The 12,911-nt window shown below is 73.4% G+C and carries 12 protein-coding genes and 1 riboswitch; of the genes, 6 read left to right on the top strand and 6 right to left on the bottom strand.

The genetic code is table 11. The annotated features are described in order from the left end of the window. The 4 genes from AB0K37_RS34980 to AB0K37_RS34965 form a co-directional block, all read left to right on the top strand. Nucleotides 1–930: histidine kinase (locus AB0K37_RS34980; RefSeq protein ID WP_363988448.1), on the top strand; the 930-nt coding region annotated here is incomplete at its 5' end. Nucleotides 931–1,007: 77 nt separating this feature from the next. Beyond that, complete coding sequence (locus AB0K37_RS34975) at nucleotides 1,008–1,805, top strand: LytTR family DNA-binding domain-containing protein (protein ID WP_363988445.1); 798 nt, start codon at nucleotides 1,008–1,010, stop codon at nucleotides 1,803–1,805. Then, the gene (locus tag AB0K37_RS34970) at nucleotides 1,795–2,250 is read left to right on the top strand and encodes a hypothetical protein (RefSeq protein ID WP_363988442.1); all 456 of its coding nucleotides are present in this window, start codon (nucleotides 1,795–1,797) and stop codon (nucleotides 2,248–2,250) included. The genes AB0K37_RS34975 and AB0K37_RS34970 overlap by 11 nt, the downstream gene beginning before the upstream one ends. Continuing rightward, nucleotides 2,247–3,950 (top strand): cation acetate symporter, encoded by a 1,704-nt coding sequence (locus AB0K37_RS34965; protein WP_363988439.1) that lies wholly within the window; start codon nucleotides 2,247–2,249, stop codon nucleotides 3,948–3,950. The genes AB0K37_RS34970 and AB0K37_RS34965 overlap by 4 nt, the downstream gene beginning before the upstream one ends. A 945-nt stretch (nucleotides 3,951–4,895) precedes the next feature. Here AB0K37_RS34965 and AB0K37_RS34960 read toward each other — a convergent pair. The 6 genes from AB0K37_RS34960 to thiO all read right to left on the bottom strand — a co-directional run bounded on the left by AB0K37_RS34960 (nucleotide 4,896) and on the right by thiO (nucleotide 10,937). Next, complete coding sequence (locus AB0K37_RS34960; protein ID WP_363988436.1) at nucleotides 4,896–5,747, bottom strand: deoxyribonuclease IV; 852 nt, start codon at nucleotides 5,745–5,747, stop codon at nucleotides 4,896–4,898. A gap of 20 nt (nucleotides 5,748–5,767) precedes the next feature. Next, nucleotides 5,768–7,690: a Stk1 family PASTA domain-containing Ser/Thr kinase gene (gene pknB, locus AB0K37_RS34955; RefSeq protein ID WP_363988433.1), complete on the bottom strand. Its 1,923-nt coding sequence runs from the start codon at nucleotides 7,688–7,690 to the stop codon at nucleotides 5,768–5,770. Nucleotides 7,691–7,723: 33 nt separating this feature from the next. Next, nucleotides 7,724–8,698, bottom strand: coding sequence for a DMT family transporter (locus AB0K37_RS34950; RefSeq protein ID WP_363988430.1), 975 nt, complete (start codon nucleotides 8,696–8,698; stop codon nucleotides 7,724–7,726). Between the two features lie 135 nt (nucleotides 8,699–8,833). Then, nucleotides 8,834–9,610 carry a thiazole synthase gene (locus AB0K37_RS34945; protein WP_345185926.1) on the bottom strand — a complete coding sequence of 259 codons (777 nt, stop codon included), beginning with the start codon at nucleotides 9,608–9,610 and terminating at the stop codon, nucleotides 8,834–8,836. A gap of 2 nt (nucleotides 9,611–9,612) precedes the next feature. Next, nucleotides 9,613–9,813 carry a sulfur carrier protein ThiS gene (thiS, locus tag AB0K37_RS34940; protein WP_363988427.1) on the bottom strand — a complete coding sequence of 67 codons (201 nt, stop codon included), beginning with the start codon at nucleotides 9,811–9,813 and terminating at the stop codon, nucleotides 9,613–9,615. Then, nucleotides 9,810–10,937: a glycine oxidase ThiO gene (gene thiO / locus AB0K37_RS34935; protein ID WP_363988424.1), complete on the bottom strand. Its 1,128-nt coding sequence runs from the start codon at nucleotides 10,935–10,937 to the stop codon at nucleotides 9,810–9,812. Before thiO ends, thiS begins: the two co-directional genes overlap by 4 nt. After that, a riboswitch (TPP riboswitch) is annotated at nucleotides 10,927–11,040 on the bottom strand. It overlaps the preceding gene by 11 nt. 105 nt (nucleotides 11,041–11,145) lie before the next feature. Here thiO and AB0K37_RS34930 point away from each other — a divergent pair. Further along, entirely contained in the window at nucleotides 11,146–12,381 is a 1,236-nt protein-coding gene (locus tag AB0K37_RS34930; RefSeq protein ID WP_363988422.1) for an FAD-dependent oxidoreductase, read from the top strand. Between the two features lie 58 nt (nucleotides 12,382–12,439). Continuing rightward, entirely contained in the window at nucleotides 12,440–12,814 is a 375-nt protein-coding gene (locus tag AB0K37_RS34925; RefSeq protein ID WP_185023485.1) for a helix-turn-helix domain-containing protein, read from the top strand. The last annotated feature ends 97 nt before the right edge of the window (nucleotides 12,815–12,911 follow it).

The raw sequence follows: 12,911 nt of genomic DNA, 5'->3' as shown, positions 1-12,911 counted from the left end.
CGAACACCGCGATCCCCAGGGCGAGCCGCATCGCGCTCTCGCGCGGCACACCGGGCACCCGGATCCACGACCTCGTCGCAGGAACGGAGGGACGCAGCCGCCCCCCTCGCCGTCGAGGGCCGCGTCGAGGGCACGCTGAGCGCCTACTGGCCGAGCCCGTCCACCGCGCGGGTCCGCGCGGTGGGGGAGGCGGCCCGGCTCGTCACCGGGCAGCTCGAACTGGCCGGGATGGACTCCGTCCGCGTCCGCCTCGCCGAGGCCGAGCTGCGCGCGCTGCGCGCGCAGATCTCGCCGCACTTCGTCTACAACTCGCTGACCACCATCGCCTCGTTCGTCCGCACCGACCCCGAGCGGGCCCGCGGCCTGCTGCTGGACTTCGCCGACTTCGCCCGCTACTCGTTCCGCAACCCGCGCGACTTCACCACGCTCGCCGACGAGCTGCGCTCGATCGACCGCTACCTGCTTCTGGAGCGCGCCAGATTCGGCGAGCGGCTGCAGTGCAACGTCGAGGTCGCTCCCGAGGTGCTGCCGGTCGCCGTCCCGTTCCTCGCGCTCCAGCCGCTCGTCGAGAACGCCGTCCGGCACGGCATGGCCGGAGGCCGCCGCGCGTTCCACATCTCCATCGTGGCCCGCGACTCGGGCGCCGAGGCCGCGATCAGCGTCGAGGACGACGGGATCGGCATGGACCCCGAGCGGCTCGAAGAGATCCTGTCGGCGCCCCTCGGCCGGCCCGGGCCCACCGGCTGGGGGAGCGTCGCCACCCACGACCGGCCGGAGGGCGGTCCCGGCATAGGCCTCGCGAACGTCGACGCGCGCATGCGCCAGGTCTACGGGGACGAGTACGGCCTCACCGTCGAGACAGCGCTCGGCGCCGGAACCAAGGTCAAATTGCGCGTCCCGAAGTACCGTCCGGGCGTCTTTCCCGACTGAGGGGCGATCCGGGCGACACGCCACTCACTTTTCGGAACCGATTGCGGACAGACGGTAATCGCGGCAAAGTCGCCCTCATGCTGCACGTCCTCGCCGTCGACGATGAACGCCCGGCCCTGGAGGAGCTGACCTACCTGCTCAGCAAGGACCCGCGGGTCGGGCGGGTCACCGGGGCCGCGGACGCCTCGGCCGCGCTCCGCGACCTGAGCCGGATGCTCGTCGAGGGCGAGCGCCTCGACGCCGTGTTCCTCGACATCCGCATGCCGGGCCTCGACGGGCTCGACTTCACCCGGCTGCTGACCGGGTTCGCCGCGCCCCCGCACGTGGTGTTCGTGACCGCGCACGACGACTGCGCCGTGACCGCCTACGAGCTCGGCGCGCTCGACTACCTGCTGAAGCCCGTCCGGCCGGAGCGGCTGGCCGAGTCCGTCCGGCGCGTGGCGGCGGCCGTGCGCCGCCCGTCGCCGCCCGACGGGGAGGCCTCCCCCGACCCCGACGACGAGATGATCCCCGTCGAGCTCGGCGGGCGGACGCGGCTGGTGTCCCGCAGGGCCGTGACCCACGTCGAGGCGCAGGGCGACTACGTGCGGCTGCACACCGCCGACGGCGGCTACCTGGTCCGCATGCCGCTGTCGGCGCTCTCCAAGCGGTGGGAGGGCGCGGGGTTCATCCGGATCCACCGCAGCACCCTCGTCGCGGCCGCGTACGTCACCGAGCTGCGCTTCGACGGCGGCCGGGCCGCCGTCCAGATCGGGGACGAGCTTCTGCAGGTCAGCCGCCGCCACACCCGCGAGGTCCGGGACCTGCTCGTCCGCAAGTTCCACCAGCCGGACGAGGACGCCGGGGACCCGGGGGAGGGCCGCGATGACCGATGAACGCCGCGACACGACGGCGGGCGCGGCGGCCGTCCGCCCCCGCGCGCTGGCGGGCGGTGCGACGCCGGGCGCGGCCCAGACCGCCGAGGCCGCGGCGCCCGCGCCGGGCCCGGCGGATCCCGACCCGCCCGATACCGGCCCGTCCCGGTCCGGCCCGCTCGCGTCCGCTCCGCCGATCGGACCCGCCGAGACCCGCCGGCTCATCCGCGCCCAGCTGCGCACCGCCCTCGGCACCGGCGCGTTCGTCATGGCCGTGGTGACGGTGCTCCCGGCGCTGATGGCGATCGTCCCGGCGGTGGCGCGGGCCCGCGTGCACGGCGTCCCGCTGCCCTGGCTCGTCCTGGCCTTCGGCATCCAGCCGGTCTGGGTCGCGGCGTCGTTCCGCCAGCTCGGCCGCGCCGAGCGCGCCGAACGCGACCTCACGAGACCGGCGGAGAGGCGATGACCGCCGTGGCGGTGGCGGCGGCGCTCCTGGCGCTGCTGGTGGTGACCGCCGCGTTCGGCGCCTGCGACCGCCGCTCCGCCTGCACCGCCTCCGACCTCCTGGTCGCCTCGCGGGGCGTCACCCCCTGGCGGAACGCCTCGGCGATCAGCGGCGAGTACCTCTCCGCCGCCGCGTTCCTCGGCACCGCCGGGCTGGTGCTCGCCTACGGCGCCGACATGCTGTGGCTGCCGGTCGCGGCGACCGCCGGCCACGTCCTGCTCCTGGCGTTCGTCACCGCCCCGCTGCGCCGCTCCGGCGCCTACACCGTCTCCGACTTCGCCGAGTGGCGCCTCGGCTCCCCGGCCGTGCGGCGCATCGTCACCTGCTGCGTCTGCTTCATCGGCTGGTTCTACCTGCTGCCGCAGTTCCAGGGCGCCGGCGTGACGCTGCGCGTGATGACCGGCGCCCCGGTGTGGGCGGGCTGGGCCGTCGTGGTCGCGGTCACCCTGCTGCTCGTCGCCTCTGGGGGGATGTGCAGCATCACCGCCGTCCAGAGCCTCCAGTTCTGGGTGAAACTGGTCGCCTTCGCCGTGCCCGCCGCGGCGCTGCTGGTCATGTGGCAGATGGACGGCCGCCCCGACCCCGTCGGCGACGGGCCCGCGCGGTTCGCGCACACCACCCGGGTCCACGTGAGCACCGAGGTCGCGGTCACCGCGCCCGCCGCCGTCCTCGTCACCGCCCGGGGACGCGTGGACGGCGTCCGCCACCGCGGCGGGGCGATGACCCTCGCCGCGGGACGGCACACCATCGGACCCGGCGCCGAGGTGGTCTTCCCGGCCGGGGCGCCGGTGCCCCACGCCGAACGCCTGCCCGTCCAGAGCGGCCAGACCTGGGCCACGCCCTTCGGCCGCGGGGAGGAACACGGCCTCTACCGCACCTACTCGGCGCTCCTGGGCATCCTGCTCGGCACCATGGGGCTGCCCCACATCCTCATCCGGTTCTACACCAACCCGAGCGGAAGCACCGCCCGCCGCACTGCCGCCCTGGTCCCCGTGCTCCTCGCGCTCTTCTACGTCTTCCCCACCGTCTACGCGTCCATGGGGCGCCTCTACGCGCCCGAGCTGCTGATGACCGGCGACACCGACGCGACCGTCCTGCTGCTGCCCCAGCGCATCCCCGGACCGGCCGGCGCGCTGCTCACGGGGCTCATCACCCTCGGCGCCTTCGCCGCGTTCATCTCCACCTCCTGCGGCCTCGTCGTCACCATCGCCGGCACCGTCACGCAGTGCGCCCGCCGCAGCGGAGTCGCGTCCTTCCGCATCGCCACCGTGTTCGCGCTCCTCGTCCCGCTCGCCCTGGTCCCGAGGATCGGGACGCAGGGCGCCGCCGGCCTCGTCGCCCTGGCCCTCTGCGTCTCGGCGTGCTCCCTGTGCCCGCTCCTGCTCCTCGCCATCTGGTGGCGCGGCCTGACCGCCGCCGGCGCCGCCGCCGGCCTGGTCGTCGGCACCGGCCTCGCCGTCACCTCCGGCGTCCTGCACCTGTACGAGCTCCCCCTGACGGGCTGGCCCGCCGCCGCCGTGGCCGAACCCGCGGCCCTCATCGCCCCCGCCGCGTTCGCCGTCATGGTCGCGGTCTCGCTCCTGACCCGCCGCCGCGTCCCCCGCCGCGCCGACCGAGCCCTGACGAAACTGCACCTCCCCGAGGACGTGTTCGCCCGTTGAGCCCCGTTATGAGTCGTTCGGGGCGCCGCCGCGCCCGCCGTGCCCCCGCCCCGGACCGCTCGTCCTGCTCCACGGACCGCTCGTCCGTTGACTACGCTCCGTATATCTCTGACTACACACCGTTCATCGAGAGGCGCGTCGTCCCGCTGTCCACAGGTGGCGGACCCCCTCTAATGTTCTCAGTGGCACCACACGTCACACCGCCCGAGGAGGGGCGGGCGGCCCCCGGCTGCGAACCCTCCCACAAGAGCAAATCCGGAGATCCGGCGACACACGCCGGATCGTGAGTCGCAGGATCCCGTACCGGGGGGGTGGGATCCCGCGACCTGTGGCTCGGGCGTCGCTGAACAGTCGGGGGGTTGTTCAGCGGCGCCTGAGTCTTTTTGCTTTTATCTCCTCCTTCGGGCGCTGAGCGCCCTCCATCGTCGATAAAAGCGGGCGATCGCTGGCATCGCTCCGGCTCGCCTTGGGCTCGCTGCGCGATCAAGTTCTCGCTTCGCTCGAACCTGCCTTCGGACGCGATCGCGGCCCCCCGTTGTCGCGAGGTTGCGGGTGGAGTTGGGGTTGTTGCAGTAGGGGGTCCGGGTCGGCGCTGAGCTCAAAGCCCGCTACCAACAGCTCCTCCAGGCAACCTCGACAGCCTCACGCGGTGGCGCCCTACGGCGGCGACCGCATCCGGGGGCAGATCAAAGCGAAGCAAGGAGCTGCCGCATAGGGAGCCGCCAGGTGACCGTTGCGCGCTCACCTGCACCCGCTACTGCGACAACCCCAGCCCACCGCAACCCCGCGACAACCTGACGGTCGCGATCGCGTCCGAAGGCAGATTCGAGCGAAGCAAGAATCTGATCGCGCAGCGAGCCGCCAGGCGAGTCGAAGCGATGCCAGCGATCGCACGCTTTTATCGACGATGGAGGGCCGCCAGGCCCGAAGGAGGAGAAAAAAGCATTAAGCGCAGTCGCGTAGGCGTTTGAGGGTTTTGATGTCTTCTGCGTGGGGGGCGGGGGCTCGGCCCGGGGTTTCGATGATGAAGGGGACGCCGGCCGTGGCGGGGTGGCGGAAGAGGTCGCCGAAGGGGGACTCGCCTATCTGGCCCGCGCCGATGTTCTCGTGGCGGTCCTTGGCCGAGGCGCAGGCGTCCTTGGAGTCGTTGGCGTGGACCAGCTTCAGGCGGCCCTCGCCCACTGCGGCGACCAGGGCGTCGAGAGTGTCCTTGGCGCCGCCCGGGGCCGCCAGGTCGTGGCCGGCGGCGAAGGCGTGGCAGGTGTCGAAGCAGACGCCGAGTTTCGGGTGGTGGTCGAGGCGCTCGAAGAACGGGGCCAGCTCCTGGACCTTGGCGCAGAGCATGTTGTTCTGACCCGCCATCGGCTCCAGGAGCAGGTCGGGGCCGTCCTCGGGGATCTCGTCGAGGAGCGGGAGGACGTGCTCGCGGACCTGCGCCATGGCCTCTTCGTAGGTCCGGGTGACGGCGGAGCCGGTGTGGACCACGACGCCGCGGGCGCCGATGGCGCGGCCCCGGGTCAGGGAGTGGCGGACGGCCGCGAGCGACTTCTCGAGCGTCTCCGGGGTGGGAGAGCCGAGGTTGACCAGGTACGGGGTGTGGACGTAGACGGGGATGCCCTCGTCCCGGAGCTTGGCGTCCTCGGCGGGCTTGCCCTCGGGGAGGGCCCAGCCGCGGGGGTTGGAGACGAAGACCTGGACGGCCTCGGCGCCGATCTCGGCGGCGTACTTCAGTCCGCCGGTGGCGAGGCCGCCGGCCACGGGAACGTGGGCCCCGACGGGGCTGATGGGTGAGGTCATGGCCTGTTCAGACTAGCCGGTCAGGGGCCTCGGACGATCGTCACGGTGGAGCCGCGCGGGGCCTCGCCGCTGCTGGGCGACTGGAAGCGGACGACGTTGCCGCCGAAGCCCGTCACGTTGACCTCGAAGCCGGAGTCCTCCAGCGCCTTCTTGGCCTCGTTGACCCGGCGGCCGGTCAGGTCCGGGACGGGGACGTTCTGGTTGCCGTCGCCGTCGTCGCAGCCGAACTGGAACGGGCCCGCGTCGACGATGCAGTCGCGCTTGTTGACGACGATGGTGACCTTGTCGCCGCGGGAGACGCCGGTGCCCTCGGACGGGTCCTGGCTGATCACCGTGTTGGGGTCCTTGCCGTTCACCTGCTTCTTCTGGACGGTGACGTCCAGGCCCATGGAGCGCAGCTGGTTGGCGGCGGCGTCGCCGTTCTGGCCGAGGAGGCCGGGCATCGACATGCCCGTGGAGACGACGATGGAGACGGGCACGTCGGGGGACTGCTTCTCGCCGGCGTCCGGGTCGGTGCTGATGACGTCGCCCTTGGAGACGGTCTGCGAGGGGCTGCTGCTCGTCCGGCCTACGGTGAAGCCCTTGTCCTCCAGGGTCTTCTTGGCGTCGGCGAGGGACTTGCCTCCGACGTCGGGCACCTCGCGGGGCGTGATGCCCCGGGACGGGGTGAGGGTGACCGTCTGGCCCTTGGCGACGCGGGCGCCGGCGGGCGGGTCGGACTTGGCGACGCCGCCCTTGTGGACGCGGTCGCTGTAGACCGCCTTGGCGGTGCGCACGTCCATGCCGTCGGACTCCAGCTGGTCGCGGGCCTCGGCGACCTTCATCCCGATGATCGAGGAAGGGACGTGCTCGTACTGGCCGGACGTCTGGTACCACACGGCCCAGCCGAGGACGACCGCCGCGACCAGGCCGATGGCGATCATGACGTAGCGGCCGGTCAGCGCGCCGAGGGCGCGGTCGGTCCTCGTGGGGCGGACGCCGTGCTGGGGGGCCAGGGTCTCGGCGTCCATGACGGCGGTGCGGCCGTGGTCGGGCGGCGTCTCCAGGACGCTCGTCGCGTTGCGGGACGCCTCCTCGACGCGGCGGTCGAAGTCGCGGGGGAGGCCGCCGAACACCTCGGCGACCTCGGCCAGGTACTGGTTCGCGTCCTGCGGGCGGCGCGCCGGGTCGTGGCTCGTGGCGTCGGTGACGAGGGCGTCCACCCGCGGGGGGATGCCGGGGACGACGCTGGAGGGCGGCGGCACCGTCTCGTTCACGTGCTTGTAGGCGACGGCGAGGGGCGTGTCGCCCTGGTGGGGGAGCCGGCCGGTGATCAGCTCGAACAGCATGATCCCGGCGGCGTAGACGTCGGAGCGGAAGTCGGCGTTGCCGGACAGCACCTGCTCGGGCGCCAGGTAGCCGACCGTCCCGATGATCATGCCGGTCTTGGTCATCTTGCTGGCGGTCTCGGCCCGCGCGAGGCCGAAGTCGGCGACCTTGACCTGGCCGTCCTCGGTGATCAGCACGTTCTCGGGCTTGACGTCGCGGTGCACGAGCCCGGCCCGGTGCGCGGCGCCTAGCGCCGCCAGCACCGGCTGCATGATCTCCAGAGCGGCGCGGGGGCCGAGCCGGCCGAGCGAGTTCAGCGCGTCGCGCAGGGTGCGGCCGGCGACGTACTCCATCACCAGGAAGGCGTGCTCGCCGTCGGTGCGCTGGTCGTAGACGGCGACGACGTTCGGGTGGGACAGCGCCGCGGCGGCCTTGGCCTCGCCGATGAAGCGGGCGACGAAGTCCTCGTCCGAGGCGAGTCCGGCGTGCATCACCTTGATCGCGATGACGCGGTCGAGCCTGAGGTCGCGCGCGAGGTAGACCGTGGCCATGCCGCCGCGCGCGATGCGGGACTCAATGCGGTACCGCCCGTCGAGCACCCGCCCGACGAGTGGGTCAGCAACCGTCGCGTCCATCGGTGCGAGTTTACGGGCGATTCCGCGTGGTTCTCATCCGTCGCGAGTATGAGCATCGATGAGCCCGGAGGGTGACTCCTCCGGGGCGCCCGGTTCGGGAGTGACGGGCGGGACGCGGCGGCGCAGCGACCGCGTGCTGCGGGAGACGGCCACGCCGGCGAGGCACAGCAGCCCGCCGGCGAGGGTGACCGGGCCGGGGACCTCGTCGAGGAACAGCCACGACATCCCCACCACGAGGGCGGGCGCGGCGTAGGTGGTGGCGCCCATCTTCCCGGCGGTCGTGCGGGCGAGGGCGTATCCCCAGGTCGTGAAGGCGACCGCGGTCGGGAAAACGCCCAGGTAGACCATGTTGAGGGTGGCGCCCGCGGGGGCGTGCGCGGCCTGCGAGACGAGCTGCCCGGAGAACGGCAGGCAGGCGACCGTGCCGATCGCGCAGGCGAACGTGGTGAACTGCAGCGCCGACGCGTGCCGGAGCGCGGGCTTCTGGGCGACGACGCCCGCCGCGTAGGTGACGGCGGCGGCCAGGCAGAGCAGCACCCCGCCGACGGACGCGCGGCCGTCGCCGGACATCGACAGCCCGACGACGGCGGCGCCGGTGAACGACACGGCCATGCCGAGCAGCAGCCGGGGCGACAGCCCCTCCTTCAGCAGCCAGCCGCCGAGGAGCGCGATGAGGATCGGCCCGATGTTGACGACGAGGGCGGCGGTGCCCGCGTCCACCAGCTGCTCGCCCCAGTTCAGGACGACCATGTAGGCGCCGAACCACAGAAGGCCGGCGGTGGCGATGCCGGGCCAGGCGGCCTTGGGAGGCAGGCCCTCGCGCCGGACGAGCCAGATCGCCCCCAGCACGACCGTCCCGGACAGGAGGCGGCCGAGGGCGAGGGCGCCGGGGCTGTACTCGTCGCCCGCGCTTCGGATGGCGACGAAGGCCGAGGCCCAGAAGACCACCGTGACCGTCGCCGCCGCCACCGCGAGCTTGTTCGCGCGCGCACCGCTGTTTTGCTGCATGTCACGCACCTTATGGAGGGGACGCTTCCATCGACACCGAAGCGATGTGTGCGGTTGCGCCCCGGTGTGTCCAGTGTGGTGGCGCGAGACTGTTCAGGTCCAGCGAATATTTCTACATGTATGGCTTTAGTGTCGCTACGAAGTCGCGAGCCCGTCGAACGGGGAGGACGCCTGGGCGTAGCGGCGCTTGGGGATGCGCCCCGCGAGCCGCGCGAGCCGCCCGCCCTCGACCGCGTGCCGCATCGCGGCGGCCATCCGCGCCGGCGACTGCGCGCGGGTGACGGCCGTCGCGAGGAGCACGGCGTCGCAGCCGAGCTCCATGGCGAGGGCCGCGTCCGACGCCGTGCCGAGCCCCGCGTCGAGGATCACCGGGACGGTCGCGCGCTCCACGATCAGCTCGATGTTGTGCGGGTTGCGGATGCCGAGCCCCGACCCGATCGGCGAGCCGAGCGGCATCACGGCCGCGCAGCCGATCTGCTCCAGCCGGTGCGCCAGGACCGGGTCGTCGCTGGTGTAGGGCAGGACGACGAAGCCGTCGTCGACGAGCTGCTCGGCGGCCTCGACCAGTTCGATCGGGTCGGGCAGCAGCGTGCGCTCGTCGGCGATCACCTCCAGCTTGACCCAGTTCGTCCCGAGCGCCTCCCGGGCGAGCTTGGCGGTCAGGACGGCCTCGCCCGCGGTGAAGCAGCCGGCGGTGTTCGGCAGCACCCGGATGCCGCACTCGGTCAGCACGTCCAGCACCGAGCCGCGCGCGGACGGGTCCACCCTGCGCATCGCGACCGTGGTGAGCTCCGTCCCGGACGCGGTCAGCGCCTCGCGCAGCACCGCCATGCTCGGGGCCCCGCCCGTTCCCATGATCAGCCGCGAGCCCAGCTCCTCGCCCGCGATGACCAGTCCGTCGGTGTCGTTCATCCTCATCCTCCCTGGACCGCGGTCAGCACCTCGATGCGGTCGGCGTCCCGCAGGGGCGTGGCCGCCCACTCCGCGCGCCGGACGACCTCGTCGTTCAGCGCCGCGGCCACGCCCGTCGCGGCCGCGGTGACGGACGCGACGACCTCGGCCACGCTCGCGCCGTCGGGCAGCTCGCGCGGCTCACCGTTGACGATCACCTTCATGCGCTCACCTCGGGGGAGAAGCGGTCGGGGGCGAACGGCCCGGCGACCTCGGGGACGGGCCCGTCCAGCAGCATCGCGGACAGGATGTCGGCGCTCACGGGCGTGAGCAGGATGCCGTTGCGGAAGTGCCCGGTGCCCACCAGCAGACCGGGCAGCGCGGTCGGGCCCATCACGGGCGCGTTGTCGGGGGAGCCGGGCCGCAGCCCGGCGGTTACCTCGGCGAACTCCAGCTCGGTGATGCCGGGGAGCAGCTCGCGGGCGTCGCGCAGCAGCTCCCACAGCCCGCCGGCGGTGACCCGCGTGTCGAAGCCCAGCTCCTCCTGGGTGGCGCCGACCACGATCTCTCCGTCGGCACGTGGCACCAGGTAGACCGACGATCCCCGGACGAGGCCGCGGGTCGACCGCCGCAGGAACGGCGCGCGGGTGCGCAGCCGGATCACCTGGCCCTTGACCGGGCGGACGGGTGGAACGGTCCCGGGAGGCAGGCCGCCGAGGTCGCCCGACCACGGCCCGGCGGCCAGCAGCACCCGGTCCGCGGGGATCACCGTGCCGTCGTCCAGGCCCACGCCGGCGGCGGCGTCGTTCTCGACGACGACCCGCTCCGCCCGCCGCCGGACAAGCCGGACCCCCAGCCGGTCGCACGCCGCCAGCAGCGCAGGGGCGAGCCTGCGGGGGTCGACCGAGCCGTCCTCGGGGGCGAGCAGGCCGCCGCGCACGCCGGGCGCGAGCATCGGCTCCAGCCGCCGGCACTCGCGGCCGGTGAGCGCCTCGGCGGGGATGCCCAGGCTCTCCTGGAACCGGCGCAGGTCGTCCAGGTGCCGCAGGTCGTCGGAGTCGAACGCGACCTCGATGATCCCGTCGGTGCGGTACCCGGTGTCGAGGCCGGTCAGCTCCTCCAGTTCGGCGACGAACGCGCCGTACCGGTCGCGGGAGGCGAGGCCGAGCCGCAGCAGCGGCTCCTCGCCGTAGGTCAGCTCGCTGACCGGGGTGAGCATGCCCGCCGCCACGGCGGAGGCCCCGGAGGCGGGCGCGGGGTCGACCAGGGTGACGGCGGCGCCGCCGGCGGCGGTCCGCCAGGCGGTGGCCAGGCCGATCACCCCGGCGCCGATGATGACGATCTGCATGCGCGCTCCCTTCGCCGGCATGATCCGGATCAGGTCGTGGCGGTCGGCGGCCCGTTCAGCCGCCCTCTCAGCCCGGTCGCACCGGACTCCCGCGCTCTGTGCTGTTCTGCTGTGCCGTTCCGCTGCCCCCACCTTACGACCTCGGCGAACCGGGCGACTGCCTGGACACCTGTCCATCCGCGGATCGCCGCCCGTTAGGGTGACCTTCATGGAGAGGGTCATCGTCGTGGGTGGCGGGCTGGCCGGCGTGCGCGCCGTCGAGGCCCTGCGGAGCAAGGGGTACGAGGGCGCGCTGACCCTCGTGTCGGCGGAGCGGCACCGGCCCTACGACCGGCCGCCGCTGTCGAAGGCCGTCCTCGCGGGCGAGTCCGACGACACGACCGTCGACGCCGACTGGGACGCGCTGCGCTGCGAGCTGCTGCTCGGCGAGCGCGCCACCGGCCTGCGGCTGGACGGGCCCGGACGCGGCGGCACGGTGGCGTCCACGGCGGGCGACCTGCCCTTCGACGGGCTCGTGATCGCGACCGGCGCCGCCCCGATCACGCTGCCCGGGGAGGGGCGGCAGCACGTGCTGCGCACCATCGACGAGGCCCGCGACCTGCGCGCCCGGCTCACCGCGGGCGCCCGCATCGTGATCGTCGGCGCGGGCTGGATCGGCGCCGAGGTCGCCACCGCCGCGGCCCGCCGGGGCTGCGCGGTCACCGTCGTGGAGGCGGCCGACACCCCGCTGGCGGGCGCGATCGGGCCCGAGGTCGGCGCGCTCACCGCCCCCTGGTACGCGGAGGCCGGCGTCGAGCTGCGGACCGGGGTCAAGGTCGCGGAGGTGCGCGACGGCGGCCTCGTCCTCGCCGGGGGAGGCCGCGTCGACGCCGACGAGGTGGTCGTCGGCGTCGGGGTCCGGCCCGTCCTGTCGTGGCTGGAGGGCTCCGGGCTGCTGCTGGAGCGCGGTGTCGTCACCGACGGCTCGTTCCGGACCTACATGGGAGAGGAGGCCCCGGGCGCGCTGCGCCCGGACGTCGTGGCGGTCGGCGACTGCGCCGCCTGGTGGTCGCACCGCTACGGGCGCAGGCTCCTCGTCGAGCACTGGGACACCGCGCTGAACGCCCCGGAGGTCGCCGCCGCGGCCCTCCTCGGGCAGGACGCCGTGTACGACGCCGCCCCGTACTTCTGGTCGGAGCAGTTCGGGCGCATGGTCCAGTACGCGGGCGACCACTCCGCGTCCGAACGGCTCGTGCGCAGGGGCGACCCGTCCGATTCCAGATGGGCGGTGGCGTGGCTGACCGGAGACCGCCTCGACGCGATCCTCACCGTCGGCCGGCCCCGCGACCTGGTGCAGGCGAGGCGCGTGATCGCCGCGGGGACGCCGGTGGATCCGGAGGCGATCGCCGACCCGGACGTCCCCGTGCGGCAGGCTGTTCGCGCAGAGCGATCAGAGGGGACGTAACGGCTGCGCAGCGGGTTTGAGTCTTCCGAAGGCGTGGTAGCAAGGGGGCGTGACGCAGATGCACGCAACCGTTGACAGCGCACTGGACCCCCGCACCGACGCCCTGGCCGGCGAGTGGCTCACCCTCCGGGAGACCGCCGACAGGCTGGGGATCAAGCCCAACCGGATCAAGCAGCTCATCCACGAGCACCGCATTCTCGCGGTGCGCCGGGGCGGGGAGCCGATGGTGCCCGCGGCCTTCATCAAGGACGGCCAGGTCATCAAGGGACTGCCCGGCACGCTGACCCTCCTGTCGGACGCCGGCTTCGACGACGCCGAGACCATCCGGTGGCTGTTCACGGCCGACGACACGCTGCCGGGAACGCCCGTGGACGCGCTCACCGAGAACCGGGGGACCGAGGTCCGCCGCCGCGCCCAGGCGCTCGCCTTCTAGGCCGCCGCCGGCGGCCTAGAGCAGGCCTGAGAACGGACATGTAACCGTTGAGTGGAGGTCGCTGATGAAACCCGTCGAGGTCACTCCTCCTGGAGTG

The organism is Actinomadura sp. NPDC049753, from assembly GCF_040674655.1.
Lineage (GTDB): Bacteria > Actinomycetota > Actinomycetes > Streptosporangiales > Streptosporangiaceae > Spirillospora > Spirillospora verrucosospora.
Note: the sequence above shows the minus strand (reverse complement) of the source record. Positions and strands in the feature narration are given on the sequence as shown.

What these genes read in the sequence shown, in the direction of transcription:
- AB0K37_RS34975 (WP_363988445.1), top strand. Translation starts at nt 1,008, where the DNA reads ATGCTGCACGTCCTCGCCGTCGACGATGAACGCCCGGCCCTGGAGGAG.
- AB0K37_RS34970 (WP_363988442.1), top strand. Translation starts at nt 1,795, where the DNA reads ATGACCGATGAACGCCGCGACACGACGGCGGGCGCGGCGGCCGTCCGC.
- AB0K37_RS34965 (WP_363988439.1), top strand. Translation starts at nt 2,247, where the DNA reads ATGACCGCCGTGGCGGTGGCGGCGGCGCTCCTGGCGCTGCTGGTGGTG.
- AB0K37_RS34960 (WP_363988436.1), bottom strand. Translation starts at nt 5,747, where the DNA reads ATGACCTCACCCATCAGCCCCGTCGGGGCCCACGTTCCCGTGGCCGGC.
- pknB (WP_363988433.1), bottom strand. Translation starts at nt 7,690, where the DNA reads ATGGACGCGACGGTTGCTGACCCACTCGTCGGGCGGGTGCTCGACGGG.
- AB0K37_RS34950 (WP_363988430.1), bottom strand. Translation starts at nt 8,698, where the DNA reads ATGCAGCAAAACAGCGGTGCGCGCGCGAACAAGCTCGCGGTGGCGGCG.
- AB0K37_RS34945 (WP_345185926.1), bottom strand. Translation starts at nt 9,610, where the DNA reads ATGAACGACACCGACGGACTGGTCATCGCGGGCGAGGAGCTGGGCTCG.
- thiS (WP_363988427.1), bottom strand. Translation starts at nt 9,813, where the DNA reads ATGAAGGTGATCGTCAACGGTGAGCCGCGCGAGCTGCCCGACGGCGCG.
- thiO (WP_363988424.1), bottom strand. Translation starts at nt 10,937, where the DNA reads ATGCAGATCGTCATCATCGGCGCCGGGGTGATCGGCCTGGCCACCGCC.
- AB0K37_RS34930 (WP_363988422.1), top strand. Translation starts at nt 11,146, where the DNA reads ATGGAGAGGGTCATCGTCGTGGGTGGCGGGCTGGCCGGCGTGCGCGCC.
- AB0K37_RS34925 (WP_185023485.1), top strand. Translation starts at nt 12,440, where the DNA reads ATGCACGCAACCGTTGACAGCGCACTGGACCCCCGCACCGACGCCCTG.